The 15,742-nt window shown below is 70.8% G+C and carries 15 protein-coding genes and 1 tRNA gene; 6 read left to right on the top strand and 10 right to left on the bottom strand.

Annotated features, from left to right (window positions below):
• The first annotated feature begins 8 nt into the window (after window positions 1–8).
• The 4 genes from ACIREI_RS07125 (at window position 9) to ACIREI_RS07110 (ending at window position 3,982) form a co-directional block, all read left to right on the top strand.
• Window positions 9–656, top strand: a complete 648-nt coding sequence (locus ACIREI_RS07125; protein ID WP_403328267.1) for an ABC transporter permease — start codon at window positions 9–11, stop codon at window positions 654–656.
• Entirely contained in the window at window positions 649–1,899 is a 1,251-nt protein-coding gene (locus ACIREI_RS07120) for a betaine/proline/choline family ABC transporter ATP-binding protein (RefSeq protein WP_403328264.1), read from the top strand. Before ACIREI_RS07125 ends, ACIREI_RS07120 begins: the two co-directional genes overlap by 8 nt.
• Window positions 1,896–2,729 carry an ABC transporter permease gene (locus tag ACIREI_RS07115; protein WP_403328261.1) on the top strand — a complete coding sequence of 278 codons (834 nt, stop codon included), beginning with the start codon at window positions 1,896–1,898 and terminating at the stop codon, window positions 2,727–2,729. The genes ACIREI_RS07120 and ACIREI_RS07115 overlap by 4 nt, the downstream gene beginning before the upstream one ends.
• Before the next feature lie 257 nt (window positions 2,730–2,986).
• Entirely contained in the window at window positions 2,987–3,982 is a 996-nt protein-coding gene (locus tag ACIREI_RS07110) for a glycine betaine ABC transporter substrate-binding protein (RefSeq protein WP_403329423.1), read from the top strand.
• 72 nt (window positions 3,983–4,054) lie between these two features.
• On the opposite strand, the gene ACIREI_RS07105 is transcribed toward ACIREI_RS07110, so the two are convergent.
• From ACIREI_RS07105 to ACIREI_RS07070, 8 genes are all read right to left on the bottom strand, one after another.
• Window positions 4,055–4,840 carry a PDZ domain-containing protein gene (locus ACIREI_RS07105; RefSeq protein WP_403328258.1) on the bottom strand — a complete coding sequence of 262 codons (786 nt, stop codon included), beginning with the start codon at window positions 4,838–4,840 and terminating at the stop codon, window positions 4,055–4,057.
• 158 nt (window positions 4,841–4,998) lie between these two features.
• A complete protein-coding gene (gene menC / locus ACIREI_RS07100) occupies window positions 4,999–6,108 on the bottom strand; it encodes an o-succinylbenzoate synthase (RefSeq protein WP_403328255.1) in 1,110 nt (369 codons plus the stop codon).
• Window positions 6,105–6,902 carry a chorismate synthase gene (locus tag ACIREI_RS07095; RefSeq protein ID WP_403328252.1) on the bottom strand — a complete coding sequence of 266 codons (798 nt, stop codon included), beginning with the start codon at window positions 6,900–6,902 and terminating at the stop codon, window positions 6,105–6,107. Before ACIREI_RS07095 ends, menC begins: the two co-directional genes overlap by 4 nt.
• A 99-nt stretch (window positions 6,903–7,001) precedes the next feature.
• Window positions 7,002–7,643 carry an IclR family transcriptional regulator gene (locus ACIREI_RS07090; RefSeq protein ID WP_062703418.1) on the bottom strand — a complete coding sequence of 214 codons (642 nt, stop codon included), beginning with the start codon at window positions 7,641–7,643 and terminating at the stop codon, window positions 7,002–7,004.
• 414 nt (window positions 7,644–8,057) lie between these two features.
• The gene (locus tag ACIREI_RS07085) at window positions 8,058–9,851 is read right to left on the bottom strand and encodes a DEAD/DEAH box helicase (protein ID WP_274239303.1); all 1,794 of its coding nucleotides are present in this window, start codon (window positions 9,849–9,851) and stop codon (window positions 8,058–8,060) included.
• A gap of 124 nt (window positions 9,852–9,975) precedes the next feature.
• Complete coding sequence (locus ACIREI_RS07080; RefSeq protein WP_403328247.1) at window positions 9,976–10,344, bottom strand: type II toxin-antitoxin system death-on-curing family toxin; 369 nt, start codon at window positions 10,342–10,344, stop codon at window positions 9,976–9,978.
• Window positions 10,344–10,541 (bottom strand): hypothetical protein, encoded by a 198-nt coding sequence (locus ACIREI_RS07075; RefSeq protein ID WP_048583275.1) that lies wholly within the window; start codon window positions 10,539–10,541, stop codon window positions 10,344–10,346. Before ACIREI_RS07075 ends, ACIREI_RS07080 begins: the two co-directional genes overlap by 1 nt.
• A gap of 32 nt (window positions 10,542–10,573) precedes the next feature.
• The gene (locus tag ACIREI_RS07070) at window positions 10,574–12,034 is read right to left on the bottom strand and encodes an MFS transporter (RefSeq protein WP_403328244.1); all 1,461 of its coding nucleotides are present in this window, start codon (window positions 12,032–12,034) and stop codon (window positions 10,574–10,576) included.
• A gap of 210 nt (window positions 12,035–12,244) precedes the next feature.
• On the opposite strand from ACIREI_RS07070, the gene ACIREI_RS07065 reads away from it, so the two are divergent.
• A tRNA-Cys gene (locus tag ACIREI_RS07065) sits at window positions 12,245–12,319 on the top strand.
• A 143-nt stretch (window positions 12,320–12,462) separates the two neighbouring features.
• Window positions 12,463–13,722: an LPXTG cell wall anchor domain-containing protein gene (locus ACIREI_RS07060; RefSeq protein WP_403328241.1), complete on the top strand. Its 1,260-nt coding sequence runs from the start codon at window positions 12,463–12,465 to the stop codon at window positions 13,720–13,722.
• Between the two features lie 47 nt (window positions 13,723–13,769).
• On the opposite strand, the gene ACIREI_RS07055 is transcribed toward ACIREI_RS07060, so the two are convergent.
• Both ACIREI_RS07055 and ACIREI_RS07050 read right to left on the bottom strand, forming a co-directional pair.
• Window positions 13,770–14,264, bottom strand: coding sequence for a GNAT family N-acetyltransferase (locus tag ACIREI_RS07055; RefSeq protein ID WP_403328238.1), 495 nt, complete (start codon window positions 14,262–14,264; stop codon window positions 13,770–13,772).
• Between the two features lie 47 nt (window positions 14,265–14,311).
• Entirely contained in the window at window positions 14,312–15,550 is a 1,239-nt protein-coding gene (locus ACIREI_RS07050) for an SUKH-4 family immunity protein (protein ID WP_403328235.1), read from the bottom strand.
• Window positions 15,551–15,742 lie beyond the last annotated feature (192 nt).

Below are 15,742 nucleotides of genomic sequence, written 5' to 3'. Positions count from 1 at the left end.
GAGTCCGAGTGAGCTTCTGGGAGTACCTGGGCAACCGCCACCAGCAGCTGCTCACCGACGCCTACCAACACGCGAGCGCCGTCTTCCAGTGCATGGTCGTGGCGACCCTGCTCGGGGTGCTGATCGGTGTGGCCACCTACCGCAGCGACCTGGCGGGCAACCTCGCCACGACGTCCACCTCGACCGTCCTGACCATTCCGTCGCTCGCCATGATCGGTCTGCTCATCCCGATCGTGGGGCTGGGCGTGGCGCCCACGGTGATCGCGCTGACCCTGTACGGGCTGCTGCCCGTCGTGCGCAACGCGATCGTCGGGCTGCGCGGTGTCGATCCGTCGCTGGTGGACGCGGCGCGGGGCATCGGCATGTCCCGCCCGGCCCAGCTGCTGAAGGTGGAGCTGCCGCTGGCCTGGCCGCCGATCCTGACCGGGATCCGGGTTTCGACACAGATGCTGATGGGCATCGCGGCGATCGCCGCGTACGCCTCCGGCCCCGGCCTCGGCAATGTGATCTTCCGCGGCCTCGCCTCGCTGGGCAGCGCCAACGCGCTCAACCAGGTGCTCGCGGGCACCCTCGGGATCATCGTCCTGGCGCTGCTGTTCGACGCCGCGTACGTCCTGCTCGGGCGGCTGACCATTCCGAGGGGGATCCGTGTCTGACACCAAGGGCGCCACCAGCGCCACGGGCGCCACGATCGAGCTGGAGAACCTCAGCAAGCGGTATCCGGGCAATCCCAGCCCCGCCGTCGACAACGTCACCATGGAGATCAAGGCGGGCGAGACGGTCATCTTCGTCGGCCCGTCCGGGTGCGGTAAGTCCACGACGCTCAAAATGATCAACAGGCTGATCGAACCGACCGGCGGCCGGATCCGCATCAACGGCGAGGACGTCACCGACATCGACCCGGTGAAGCTGCGCCGCAAGATCGGCTACGCGATCCAGTCCGCCGGCCTGTTTCCGCACATGACGGTCGCGCAGAACATCGGACTCGTACCGAGGATGATCGGCTGGTCGAAGGCGCGGATCGCGTCGCGGGTCGAGGAGCTGCTCGACCTGGTCGGCCTGGACCCCGGGGAGTTCCACGGCCGCTACCCGCGTCAGCTCTCCGGCGGGCAGCAGCAACGTGTGGGCGTGGCACGGGCGTTGGCGGCCGATCCGCCGGTCCTGCTGATGGACGAACCGTTCGGGGCGGTCGACCCGATCACCCGCGATCATCTCCAGGACGAGCTGATCAGGCTGCAGCACGAGCTGCACAAGACGATCGTCTTCGTCACGCACGACTTCGACGAGGCGATCAAGCTCGGTGACCGTATCGCCGTTCTGCGCGAACGGTCGCACATCGCTCAGTTCGACACCCCCGAGGCGATCCTCACCAACCCGGCGGACGACTTCGTGTCCGGGTTCGTGGGCGCCGGGGCGGCGCTGAAGCGGCTGAACCTGACCCGGGTACGGGATGTGGAGGTCACCGACTATCCGACGGTGACCGTCGAGGACCCGCTCCAGGAGATCTTCAACCGGCTCCGGGCCGGCGGCACCAACGAGATCCTGCTCCTCGACAAGCGGCGCCGGCCGTACAAGTGGCTGCGGCGGGGCGATCTGATGCGGGCCAGGGGTTCGCTGGCGCGGGCGGGGACGCTGGTGCACGACACGGTGACCCGGGACGCCACGCTGCGGGACGCCCTGGAGGCGGTCCTCATCGACAACGCGGGGCGGGTCGCGGTGACCGGGCGGCGCGGTGAGTACACCGGGGTCGTCGACATGGAGACGCTGATGAACTCCGTGCACGAACTGCTGGAGGCCGACCGGCTGGAGGCGCTGGAGGCCCAGCACGAGCTGGAGGGCGCCCGGGCCGACCGGACCCATGCCGAGCAGGAGGGCAACGGAGGGGAGGCGAAGGCGTGACCGCTCCCGAGCTGGAGGAACGGAATGCGGAAGGCGCAGAGGCACAGGCAGAGGCAGAGGCACGGACAGCAGCGCCGAAGCTGCCAAGTACCCCGCGCAGAAGAATCAGTTGGCAGAAGCTGACCGTCCTGCCCGCCCTGCTGGTGGCGATGCTGCTGGCGACCTGGCTGTGGTTCCAGCAGGCCGACCTGGACGCGGTCTCCGAGAACGCGCTGTCGGGAGGCCAGGTCTCCAAGGCTCTGTGGCAGCACGTCGAACTCACGGTGATCTCCACCTTCTTCGTGCTGATCATCGCGATCCCGCTGGGGATCCTGCTCACCCGGCGGGCGTTCCGGAAGGCCACCCCGGTGGCCATGGCGTTCGCCAACATGGGCCAGGCGACCCCCGCGATCGGACTCCTCGCCCTGCTGGTGATCTGGCTGGGCATCGGCCGCAGGGCGGCCCTGATCGGCATGATCGCCTACGCCGTCCTGCCGGTGCTCTCCAACACGATCGCCGGCCTGAAGGCGAACGACCCGACGCTGCTGGAGGCGGCGCGCGGCATCGGCATGTCGCCGACGGGGGTCCTGACACGGGTGGAACTACCGCTGGCGGTCCCCCTCATCCTCGCGGGCGTGCGCACAGCCCTGGTCCTGAACGTCGGTACGGCGACCCTGGCGGTCTTCGGCGGAGGCGGCGGTCTGGGCGTACTGATCACGGCCGGCATCACCAACCAGCGCATGCCGGTACTGGTACTGGGCTCGATCCTCACGGTCGCACTGGCCCTGCTGGTGGACTGGCTGGCGTCACTGGCCGAACTGCTGCTGCGGCCACGGGGGTTGGGGACGTGAGGCGGCTTACGGGCTTGTCGGGGGTGGGGGTGGGGTCGGCGCGGGGGGCGGGGGTGAGGCGGCTGGCAGCGGGATGGCCAAGGGCGGGGCGGCTGGAGGCGGCACTGCGGGCCGCGGGACGACCGGAGGCAAGGCGGCTGGCGGTGGGACGACCGGAGGCGGGGTCGCCGGAGGCGGGGTCGCCGGAGGCGGGGTCGCCGGAGGCGGCACCGCAGGCGGGGGCACCGACGGCCAGGTTGCTGGTGGCGGCTGTGCCGATGACCAGGCTACGGACGGCGAGGCGACCGGCAGGGAGATCGCTGACGGCGAGGATGCTGACGGCCGGGTTGCTGGTGGCGAGCTCCGGCTGCGGTCTGAGCAGCGGCTCCCCGCTGGTCGACGACGTACGGCCCGGCGTGATCGGACAGGGCGAGCCGCTGAAAGGCGCCGACCTGACGGTGACGTCGAAGTCCTTCACCGAGCAGCTCATCCTCGGCGCCATCATGGGCATCGCCTTCGAGGCGGCCGGCGCGGAGGTGCTCGACCGCACCGGGATCCAGGGCTCCATCGGCAGCCGCGAGGCGGTCAGGAAGGGGGACGCGGACGCCGGGTACGAGTACACGGGCACGGCCTGGATCACGTACCTGGGCCGCAGCGAGCCCATTCCCGACCCGCAGGCGCAGTGGGAGGCGGTGCGCGAGGCCGACGCGGAGAACGGGGTGAGCTGGCTGGCCCCCTCCGCGCTGAACAACACCTACGCCCTGGCGATGAACCAGGACAACCACAAGAAGTACGGCACGAACACACTCTCCGACGTCGCCGCGCTGTCGAAGTCCGACCCCGGCGCCGTGACCCTGTGCGTGGAGGTCGAGTTCGCCAACCGGGCGGACGGGCTGCCGGGCATGCAGCGGGAGTACGGGATGAGCGTGCCGACGAAGAACATCACGCAGATGGACACCGGGATCATCTACACCCAGGCCGCGAAGGGGAGTTGCACCTACGGAGAGGTCTTCACCACGGACGGCCGCATCACGTCGATGAACCTCGCGGTCATGGAGGACGACAGGAAGTTCTTCCCCAACTACAACGCCGCCCCCATGATCAACTCCAAGACCCTGAAGAAGTGGCCGGCGATCGCGGACGTACTCGACCCGATCACCAAGAAGCTGAACAACACGGTGGCACGGGAGCTGAACGCGAAGGTGGACGTGGACGGCGAGGATCCGCACCAGGTGGCGTTGGACTGGATGAAGGAGGAGGGGTTCGTGAAGTGAAGGGGCGCGGGCCCCCGCCTACCAGCTCGGACGAGCCCGAGGCGAGCACCGTTTCCTCCCTACCCCCCCCGACTAGCAGCCGGGCACCGACCCCTTCCCCGACTCCAACGCCTCCAGCGCCCCCACCGCCCCCTTCAGCGTGGTCACCGGAATCAGCCGCAGGCCCTTCGGGAGTTCCGCCTTCGCGTCGGAGCACTCGTCCTTCGGTACCAGGAAGACCGTCGCGCCGTCCCGCTTGGCCGCCTGGGTCTTCAGGGACACGCCGCCGACCGCCCCGACCTTGCCGGCGGCGTCGATCGTGCCCGTGCCGGCGATGGTGCGGCCGCCGGTGAGGTCGGCGCCGGTGCCGTTGAGCTTGTCGATGATGCCCAGCGTGAAGAGGAGACCGGCGCTGGGGCCGCCCACGTCCGCGAGCTTCAGGGTGACCTTGATGTTCTTGTCGCTGAGGTCCAGGTAGTTCAGCGCGGCCTCGGTCGCGGCGTCCTGGGACTCCTTCATCTGCTCGGTGTTGTACTTCTCGATCTCCCGGGTGCTCTTGCCGCTCGGATAGACCGAGTCGCGCGGCATGACCGCCCTGTCCGTGCGGAACCAGGCGTCGATCACATCCCCGAGCGTCACGTCGGTGTCGGGCGAGGTCGCCACGATCGTCGTCATGCGCAGCTCGCCGCTCGTGTCACGGGTCGGCGCACCGGAGATCGTGATCACCGGGTCGCCCTTGTCCTCGCCCAGTACGTCCGTGGTCTGGCCGGGCTGCGCCACCGAGAACGGCAGCGGCGCGAAGGCGGCCGTGGCGAGCAGGCCCGCAACCGGCAGGGCACAGACGGCGAGGGCCTGGGGGCGCGTGAGACGAGAGAACACGGGATCAATCTAACGTGGTGGCGGATTCGGGCCAGGCGCAGGTCGGAGCTGCCCAGCAAGGCCCAGGTCAGCCGCCCACCACGGCCCACGTCAGCTGCCCATTTCTGCCAGTTCAGCCTCCCGTCCCCGCCCAGGCCGGCTGCCCCCGGTCGGCGGTCTCACGGTCCGTACAGGTGCCGACGCTGCCTCGTGACGCGGCGGAGCGTCTCCGGCAACGGCTGCACCCCGATGCCCGGCGACCTCGGCACCGGAAGATGGCCGTCGACCAGCACGAACGGCTCCGTGATGTCCTCGGCGAAGTAGCGGCTGGAGGCGGAGGTGTCTCCGGGGAGCGTGCAGCCGGGCAGTGCCGCCAGCGCCAGGTTCGGTGCGCGGCCGACGCCCGTCTCCAGCATGCCGCCGCACCACACCGGCACCCCGTGCGCGTACGCCACGTCATGCACCCGCCGCGCCTCCAGGTACCCCCCGACCCGCGCGGGCTTGACGTTCACGACCCGGCACGCGTCCATCGCGATCGCGGACGCGGTGTCGCGGGCGTTGTGCAGGGACTCGTCGAGGCAGACCGGGGTCGCGATGCGCTGCTGGAGGCGGGCGTGGGCGTACAGGTTGTTCTCCGCGAGCGGCTCCTCGATCAGCAGCAGCCCGAACTCGTCGAGGCGCCGCAGATGCTCGGCGTCCGCGAGCGTGTACGCCGTGTTGGCGTCGACCTGGAGCGGCAGCTCCGCCCCGAAGCGCTCCCGCACCGCCCGTACGGGTTCCAGGTCCCAGCCGGGCTCGATCTTCAGCTTGATCCGGACGTAGCCCTCGGCGAGATACCCCTCGACGGCCTCCAGCAGTTCCCCGACGCTCTCCTTGATCCCGACCGACACCCCGGCCGGCACCCGCTCCCGCACCGCGCCCAGATACGTCGCCAGCGGCATCCCGTACGACCGCAGCTCCGCGTCGAGGACCGCCGTCTCCAGCGCCGCCTTCGCCAGCTCGTGCCCCTTGACCCTGTCCATCGCCGGGGCGAGGTGGGCCGTGCCGAGCACGGGAAGGGCGGCGGCGCGCGGCAGCAGGAAGTCGCGCAGCACGATCTCCGCGCCGGCCACGAACTCCGAGCAGTACAGCGGCTCGGGGTCGGCCGCGAACTCCGACCAGCCCTCGGCCGTGTCCGTGACGACGTGCAGCAGGAAGGTGTCCTTCGTCGTCATCGTGCCGAAGGAGGTACGGAAGGGGGTGACCAGCGGGATCGCCACGTGGACGATCTCGACGCGTTCGAGTTTCACGCGGCGGCCTCCGGGCGGGTCAGCGTGTACCAGCCGTCCCGGGACATTCCGGTCGCGGTGAACCCTTCGGCGAAGGCCTTCGTGAACACCTCGCGGACGGCCCGCCGCCAGCGCAGCGCCAGCTCCGGGTCGGCGGCCCGCAGCGCCACGATGTCGTCCGGTACGCGGCACCAGACGTACCGTTCGCCCAGGTCCCGGCGGGCGAGCGGTCCGCCGTCGGGGGCGGTGTGCGTGCCGGGCGCGGCCTCGCGCTCGACGGTGTGAGCGGGATCGCCGTCGGCGCCATCGGTGTCGTACGGCTGTCCCGGCCGCCCGGTCAGGTCCCAGACCACCGTCAGCCGGTCGCTCTCGTCGCCGTCGTTCACCCCGTCCGCCATGGGGCCGTAGAAGTCGACCAGGTACTCGGTGCCCACGGCGCCCAGCTTGACGAAGTTGAACCGGGCGTTGCGCCCGACCAGCGGGTCGAAGGTCCAGCGCATGGTGCGCGCCCCGAGCCCCACCGCCCACGCCCGCTGGGCCTGCTTGACCCGCACCCCGAGCCCCTGGTCGGCGGCGGCGACCAGCGAGTACGCCTCCCTGGAGGCAGGCTGCCCGAACACCGCGACGGACGCCCCGGCCAACCGCACGCCGTCGTACGCGGCATGCACGGCCCCGCCCGCGTGGACGAGGCTGTGCAGCACCTCGGCCGGGTACGGCGGGGTGCTGCGGGGCGTCTGCCATACGTCGCTGAAGTGGTCGGCGACGGCGGAGAGACCGGTGACGTCGTGGACGGTGCGGATACTGACAGGGGTCATGTACCGAGTGTCGGAGGCGGTGCCGAACCTGCCTAGAGGGCCTGACGCACACCGCCCGGCGCATGCCGGCGCGACACCCCGCCTCCGCCCCGGCGCACGTCAGCGCAGCGCCTCCGCCACCTCCCGCGCCGCGTCCATGACGCGCGGCCCCACTCGCTCCGGCACCGCGTCGGCCAGCATCACCACACCCACGCTGCCCTCGACGCCCGTGACCCCGAGCAACGGCGCGGCCGCCCCGCTCGCCCCGGCCTCCAACTCGCCGTGGGTGAGGGTGTATCCGGGTTCCTCCAGCGGCTGCTGCCGGGCGGCGAGTATGGCCCGGCCCGCGGCCCCCCGGTCCAGGGGGTGCCGGAAACCGGCCCGGTAGGCCACGTGATAGTCCGTCCACGTCGGCTCGACCACGGCGACGGCCAGTGCCTCCGTACCGTCCACCAGTGTCAGATGGGCCGTCGCCCCTATGTCCTCGGCCAGCGAGCGCAGCGCGGGCAGCGCGGCCTCCCGCACCAGCGGATGGACCTGCCGGCCCAGTCGCAGCACGCCCAGCCCGACCCGGGCGCGGCCGCCCAGGTCACGGCGTACGAGGGCGTGCTGTTCGAGCGTGGCGAGCAGCCGGTACACGACGGTCCGGTTCACGCCCAGTTTGTTGGAAAGCTCGGTGACGGTCAGCCCGTGGTCCGTATCGGCCAGCAGCTTGAGGACGCGCAGTCCTCGGTCGAGCGTCTGAGAGGTCTCCGCGGTCACGACGCCCACTCCTTAGTGGTGAGGTCGGCAGCCCCCTCGCTGCGGGTGCGTCACCGAGTCCCGTCAGTGACGCGCTTCAGAGGCCGCCGATCGGCCGGCGGCCCGGGCTGTCCCGAACCGCGTCGCTTCACGGCTGCGCTCCGCGGCGGCGCTGCCACGGGGCGTGTGCGTAGCGGGACATTAGCGAAGGCGGTTCGCTGAGCGGAAGGCTCCGTCCAGAATCCGGGCAGCGACGGGTACGGAGGACGCCCGTTCGCCCCGATATATACGGCGCGTAGGGCGCCCCGTCAGGGGCGCGGGGCTGTATCGATGTGCGGCTCCGCCGCGTGGCCGCGACAAGCCCCCACTCACCCGCGGCCGAAACACTACGAGCACCCCAAAAAACACCGGCTCAGGCACAGCGCCCAGCGTCCGTCACCGCATACGGGTGGCCCACTCCTGGACCTTGGCAATGCGCTGCCGCAGCTGCCCCGCCGTGGCCTCGGCGCTCGGCGGCCCCCCGCACACCCGCCGCAGCTCGGTGTGAATGACCCCATGCGGCTTGCCGCTCTGGTGGACGTACGCGCTGACCATGGTGTTGAGCTGCTTGCGGAGCTCCATCATCTCCTTGTGCGAGACGACGGGCCGTCGCTCGGCGGGCAGCTCCAGCAGGTCGGCCTCGGCGTCCGGCTTCTTACGGCTGTGCGCGATCTGCCGGGCCTGCCGCTTCTGGAGCAGCAGTTGGACCTGATCCGGCTCCAGCAGCCCGGGAATCCCGAGGTAGTCCTGCTCCTCCTCGCTCCCGGGGTGGGCCTGCATGCCGAACTCGGCGCCGTCGTAGAGGACCCGGTCGAAGACGGCCTCGGACTCCAGCGCCTCGAAGGAGAACTGCTCCTGCTCGCCGGTGTCCTCGTCCTGCTCCTTGTTCGCCTCCTCCATCTCCTTCTCGGATTCGGCGTACGGGTCCTCCTCGCCCTCCTTCTTCGGCTTGTCGAGGGCGTGGTCGCGCTCGACCTCCATCTCGTTGGCGAAGGTGAGGAGGTCGGGGACGGTCGGCAGGAAGACGGAGGCGGTCTCGCCGCGCCGCCGGGAACGCACGAAGCGTCCGACGGCCTGCGCGAAGAAGAGCGGGGTGGAGATGGTGGTGGCGTACACCCCCACCGCCAGCCGAGGTACGTCGACCCCCTCGGACACCATCCGCACCGCGACCATCCACCGGTCGTTGTTGCCGCTGAAGTCGTCGATGCGCTTGGACGCGCCGGCGTCGTCGGAGAGGACGAGGGTCGCCTTGGTGCCGGTGATCTCGCGGATGAGCTTGGCGTAGGCGCGGGCGGAGTCCTGGTCGGAGGCGATGACGAGGGCGCCGGCGTCCGGGATGGCCTTCCTGACCTCCGTCAGCCGCTGGTCGGCGGCGCGCAGCACGCTCGGCATCCACTCACCGCGCGGATCCAGCGCCGTACGCCAGGCCTGGCTGATGGCGTCCTTGGTCATGGGCTCGCCGAGCCGAGCGGCGATTTCATCCCCCGCCTTGGTGCGCCAGCGCATGTTGCCGCTGTAGGAGAGGAAGATGACGGGCCGCACGACGTGGTCGGCGAGCGCGTTGCCGTAGCCGTAGGTGTAGTCGGCGGCGGACCGCCGGATCCCGTCGTTCCCCTCCTCGTACGTGACGAAGGGGATGGGGTTGGTGTCGGACCGGAAGGGCGTGCCGGTGAGCGCGAGGCGGCGCGTGGCGGGCTCGAAGGCCTCCAGGCAGGCCTCTCCCCAGGACTTGGAGTCACCGGCGTGGTGGATCTCGTCGAGGATGACCAGGGTCTTGCGCTGCTCGACGCGGTTGCGGTGCAGCATCGGCCGGACACCGACACCGGCGTACGTCACGGCGACGCCCTGGTAGTCCTTGCCGAGCGGGCCCGCGCTGTACTCGGGGTCCAGCTTGATGCCTATCCGCGCGGCCGCCTCCGCCCACTGCTTCTTCAGATGCTCGGTCGGCGCGACCACGGTGACCTGCTGCACGACATGGTGGTGCAACAGCCAGGAGGCGAGCGTCAGGGCGAAGGTCGTCTTGCCGGCGCCGGGCGTGGCGACCGCGAGGAAGTCACGCGGCTGCTCCTGGATGTACTTCTCCATCGCCCCCTGCTGCCAGGCACGCAGCTTGCTGGCGGTGCCCCAGGGGGCGCGGCCAGGGAAGGCGGGGGAAAGGTGGTGCGAGGAGGAGGCGGCGGTGGTAGTCACGGTCTCCGTAAGGGGTCGGGCGGCTCGGCTGGTGTGTATGACGACCGGGTCACCCTACCGGCGGGGTGGTCGGGTCAAGGCGCGGACTGGGGCGGGTCGCCCGCGGGTGGGATCGAGGTCACACTCAGCGCGCGAAGCGCGGCAACTGGGCCGCGATCTTGGGCACGTCCAGCGCGCCCTGGCAGACATCCAGCACGAACCGCTCGGCCTCGTCCACGTCGAAGTCCGAGTCCAGGGGGTGCCCATTCATGTGCAGAAAGACCCAGGTCGCGTACCAGGCGATGCGCTTGTTTCCGTCGACGAGGGCGTGGTTGCGGGCAAGGGACTCCATCAGCGCGGCAGCCTTCTGCCATACGTCTGGATAGGCGTCCTGCCCGAACACGCTCGACTGGGGACGAGCCGACGCGGAATCCAGCAGCCCGTAGTCGCGTACCTCGTCCGCCCCGAGCCGCTGCGCCAGGTTCAGCAGCTCAGGCAGAGTGAGGTAGTGCATCAGGCGAGCCTCCGGTTCAGCTCCGCGCTGGCCTTCAGCACGTGCTCGGCAGCCTCGTTGAACAGCCGCGAGTGCTCGTTTATGGCGGCGATCACCGCGTCGTGCGCGAAGGCCTGCATGCTGCGCCCTTCCGCCGCCGCGCGCTCACGCAGGGCGTCGAGCTCTTCGTCCGAGAACCGCAGGTTCAGTCCAGCCATACTCTGACGGTACTACGCGGTACCACTCAGTGTCACCGGGGTTCCGTGCGCAGCCGCGTGGTCACCCAAGCCCCCACCAACGCCACCCCCGCCATCGGCAGGAACACCGCCACGAACGCCGCCGGATGCGCCCCGGCACCGGCCGCCCCCGTCGCCGCATGACTCACCGCGCCGCCACCCAGGGCCGCGAAGGCGGCACCCCCCGCGGACAGCAGCACCACGTTGGACAGCCCGTCGGAGATCTGCAGCGCGGCGGAGTTGGTGCCGGCCTCCTCGGGAGCGGAGAGACGGAGCAGCAGCACACTGCTGGAGGAGATGACCAGCCCCATCCCGAAGCAGCCGAAACTCCACGCCACGGCAACGGTCCACGCCGGCACGGAGTCGATCAGCACACTCGGCGCGGCGGCGATGGAGGCCGCCACCAGCACCATCCCCAACGTCATCAGCCGTTCCTGATACGGCTCCACCCGCGCCCGCGACTGCACCCACGACCCCAGCGCCCACGTCACCCCGCCCGCCGCGAGCGAGAACCCGGCGAGCGTCGGCGACAACCCCCTCTGGGTGACCAGCATCAACGGCACGAAGGACTCGGCCGCGATGAACGACCCCGCGGCGACCCCGCGCAACAGCACCACGGACGGCAGCCCGCGCGCCGCCCGGTACGTGCCGCGCGGGAGCAGCCCGAGCACGGCCGGCACGAGCAGCGCGGCGCCGACGACGCCGGGGACGAGGGAGAACCACCGCAGATCCTGGGCGGCGTACTGCAACAGCCCCGCGCCGAGGGAGATGCCGAGGGCGAGCCGGATACGGCGCCGGTCGAAGGAGGCGCCGCCCGCCGAGCCGCCGACCGGCCCCGCCGCCCGCCTGCGTATCTGCGGCAGCGCGAGCGCGAGCGGAAAGACGACCAGCACCGGAATCCCGACGAACACCCAGCGCCACCCCAGATGCTCGGTCACCGCCCCGGAAGCCAGCGGCCCCACGATCGACGGCACGACCCAACTCGCCGAGAACGCCGCCATGATCGCGGGCCGCAACCGTTCGGGGTAGGCCCGCCCGACGACGACGTACAAGGCGACGATCACCAGCCCGCCCCCGAGCCCCTGCACGGCCCGCCCGAGAATGAACAGCCACATGGCCCCGGCGGTCCCGGCCAGCAGCAGCCCCGCCCCGAAGGAGGCGATCCCGGCCGTCAGCGGCCCCAACGGCCCCCGCCGGTCCGACCACTGCCCCGCCAGCACCATCCCGAACAGGCTGGTGGTGAAGTACGCCGAGAACGCGAAGGCGTACGACGACACCCCGTCCAGCTCCCGCGCGGCCACCGGCATGGCCGTCCCCACCGCGGTGGCCTCGAAGGCGATGAGCAGCACGACGGAGACGATCCCGACACTGAGCGCCCGATAGGCCCGGCTCAGCACGGTGTCCTCAGGCTCGGAAACCAAGGAAGCATCGGATGTCTTCGCGACACCGGCGTCGCGCGGCTCGAGGGCAGTCATGTCCGCCAGCGTAAGGGCCACAACCAACTTTGACCCCTGTCGAGAGACGGCCCCATCCTGAGACCTTGGTCGTACGACCGCCGGTGTTTCATGACCGCCGGTGCCCACGGCCGCCGGTGTTCATGAACGGCGTGTGGCAGTCCCATTGCAGGGCCGAGGGTTCCCTTGAGCGCTCGCCGGACCTGCGCCTACGGTCGAATCACCGAACACGGCCGTGTGCCCGAGTGGTTCAGGGACTCGCCTGCAAAGCGAGTTACGCGGGTTCGATTCCCGCCACGGCCTCCATCTCCCTCCCCCCTCCCCCCATCCCTCCCCTCCATCTCCTCAAACGGCAGCACAACCCTGGGCCCTCTCCGGATGTCCAGGACATGACTGGACGGCAAACCTCCGGTCGTCCGTGCTTCCTGTCCCGACGAGGAGACCCACCCGTGCGCCAGCGCATCCGCCCCTCGCACATCCGCCACTCGGCGGCCTTCGTGGCCGCTGCCGCGATCGCCGCGGCCGTTCCCGCGGTCGTCGCTCCCGCGGCGCATGCCGAGGAGGCCGAGCCCTCCCTGGTGATCTCGAATCTGCCGAAGGCGTCTCCCAAGCCCGGTGAGGTGTACGACGAGTCCGTCGTCATCACGAACAAGGGCACCGCGGCCGTGGACGGCGTCACCTTCCGGATCCGGCTGACCCGGGGACTCGACTTCCCGGAGTCCGTCAAGGGCTGCACCTACTCGACCATCGAGGACCAGGTCCGACAGGCGCTCTGCGAGCTCGACACGGTCATCGAACCGGGCGCCTCGGTCGAAACCCCCGTGCGGTTCAAGGCGCTGCCCAAGGCGCTGATGGAGGCCGTCGAGTACGGCACCGGTCCCACCGGCGAGACCCCGGGCGAGGGCTTCGGCGACAGCTACCGGCGCCTGGCCCTCACCGCCGACAGCACCGCCGACCTCGTCGCCGTCGGTGACGACACGGAGGCACTGGCCGGCGACAAGCAGTCCGTCACGGCGATGCTGCGCAACGACGGCCCCGGCTGGATCCAGAACCAGGAGAGCGACGACCAGACGGCGCTCATGGTGCAGATCCCGCCGGGCACGGTCGCCGCCGAAGTGCCCAAGAAGTGCGCACCGTTCGGGATCGACGGTCCGTCCGGGCCCGCGGGGACGCCGGGCAAGTCCAAGTACGTCTGCTGGCCCGCCGACCACACCATCGACGTCGGCGAGTCGCTCTCCTTCACCTTCATGCTGAAGATCAAGGCCGATGCGAAGACCACCACGGGCGAGGTGAAGGCGACGTCCGTGTACGACATCCACCCGGCCTTCGACAAGAACCCCGCCAACGACAAGGCCCAGATCCGCATCGCCATCCCCACCGACTACGAACCCGGCCCCGCCACCTCCGGCGGCTCCTCCACCGGCGGCTCGGCGAACGGCGGCTCCACCACGGGCGGCGACGGCAACGACCCCGACGGCCAGTCCACCGGCGGCACGGGCAGCACCGGCAGCACGGGCGCCACGTCGGCCGGCACCTCCACGGGCACCTCGACCGGCGGCTCCACCAGCGGATCCGTCGACGGCAACCTGGCGAGCACCGGCTCCGACGGCACCCCGCTCATCGCCGGTGCCGCGGCCACCGCGGCAGCCCTGGGCGGCGCCCTGGTCCTGGCCGTACGCCGCCGTCGCGCCGCCGCCAAGTCCTCCTGACGTGACCTGTCCCTGAGGCCGACGGCCGTACGGCACCGGCCTCAGGGCTACGGCACCGGCCGTGCGACGTGGGCCTGGAGGAGGCGCGGCGAGTTCTCGAAGCCCTGACGGGCGTACGCGGGGACAGCCCGGGGTGAGGAATGCACAGTGACCCGCTGGAGCCCGAGCTCCCTCGACCTGGCCAGGGTCTCGGTGATCAGCCGGCCGCCCAGCCCCGCGTCGCGCGCCCGCGGAACCACGTACACGCACTGGAGATCACCGGACGCCCGGTGCAGCGCGTGCGGCGTCGGTACGCGGTGGACCACCGCCAGCCACGCCATGCCGATGATTCCGAGGCCACCACTGAGGTCCTCGTCGACGAGGACCATGCAGCGGTGCGAGGAGGCGTTCTCCTCGGCCCAGGTGACGAAGTGACGGACGAAGGTGTCCCGGTCGACGGCCGCCGGTGCGGCGCCCTCGTGCTCGAGGATCCACTGCCACCGCAGTCCCGCGACAGCTTCCAACTCGCCCGGTCCGGCCGGGCGGACGATGACGTTCTCCATACGGGCATTGTCGATCTCCCGCACCACGGCCCGCCCGTCACTTCACCTCACCGCACCCCGCCCACAGACTCCAGCACGCCGCTCGCCTCGTCCTGGAACGCCTCCGTCCAGTAATGCCGCCCATCCCCGCCGGCGGCCCTGGTGCCGGTCGGGTCGACCGTCGACAGGACCTGGAGCATCGTCATGGCCAGTTGGTCGTAGGTGTCGGTCGTCAGCTCGTGGCCCGACTCCTCGTCGATCGCCTGCTCGCGGTGCAGCAGCCAGAGGGTGAAGGCGAGGGTCGAGACGTCCGTGTTCAGGGGGAACAGCGTCGCCTCGGGCTCGCTCCAGTTCAGGACCGCGCCCGTCTCGCCGTCGACGACCAGGCTGTCGTCCTCGACGAGATGACCGAGGCGTATCAAGTGGTCGGCCCGGGCGGGCAGTTCGGCGACCGGATCCTCGTCGGCGTAGTACTCGGCCAGCGTCTGCAGCGGCACATCCGTTTCCAGCGAGAACAGGAAGCCGTCCTCCGGCAGGCCCACCTCGCGCAGGAAGCGGCGGGTCGGCTCGTGCGTGAGCGTGCCGGGGAAGTCGACCTCCTCGAAGCGCACCACCTTGCCCTGGCCGAATTCCTGGTCCAGCAGGCGCGGCGGCAGGTCCAGGGCCAGCCCCGACGCTCCGGCCCGGCCCGCGACGAGCGCCAGGGGGCGGATCAGGGCCGCCATCTTCCAGTACGGCGCCGGCTCGCCGTCCGTGCCGTCCTCGAACACCGCCAGCAGGTGTTGCGAGGCCTGCGCCACCGCCTTGGGGCCGTAACGGCCTACGTAAGAAGCGAACTGGCCACGCAGGCCCGCCAGTTCGTCCGTCGCCTCGGCGAAGCGGACCAGCGTCCGCAGGGACGGTGCCAGCGGGCGGCGGTCCATCAGGTCGGGGCGGTCGTGCAGGAAGTGCGTCGTCGAGATCTCGCCCGTCGCGCCGTCCAGCAGGACCGACTCCGTCTCCAGGCCGCCGGGGCCCAGCAGCCCGCCTATCACCAGCTGGTCCCGCAGCTCCGCGGCCAGCCGGTCGCCCGGATCACCCGTCGAGTCCGCCACCGTCCGCAGGCCCTCCCGACCCTCACGGCACAGCTCGGCGAAGCTCAACACGCCGTTGTCGCACGGCAGTCCGGGCCCGGTGAGCCAGCGCCGCGTCGACGCGTGCGTGACATAGGGAGCCAGCTCGGCGTCGGTCAGGATGATCGCCGTGTCGCTGACGCAGGTCGTACCGGCGTGGGCCGTACTCGCGTAAGTCGTAATCGTCGTGCTCATGGCTCCCCCGCATGCGCTTGCTCACCGCTCCGGGCAGGGCACGGCCGACCGACCGGCCCGCCGGCTCCGGCTGCCGTCCCCACTGCTCAGAACACTACGCGCCGCCACTGACAACGCCCCGGATCAGCACGACCGCCGAACAACGCCCCGGCCCGGCACGACCACTGACAGCGCTTCACACCAGTAAGACGC

The sequence above is a fragment of the Streptomyces sp. NPDC093591 genome (assembly GCF_044764885.1).
In the GTDB taxonomy this organism is placed as follows: Bacteria; Actinomycetota; Actinomycetes; order Streptomycetales; family Streptomycetaceae; genus Streptomyces.
The sequence above is the reverse complement of the archived record's forward strand: the minus strand, read 5'-3'. Positions and strand labels throughout refer to the sequence as shown.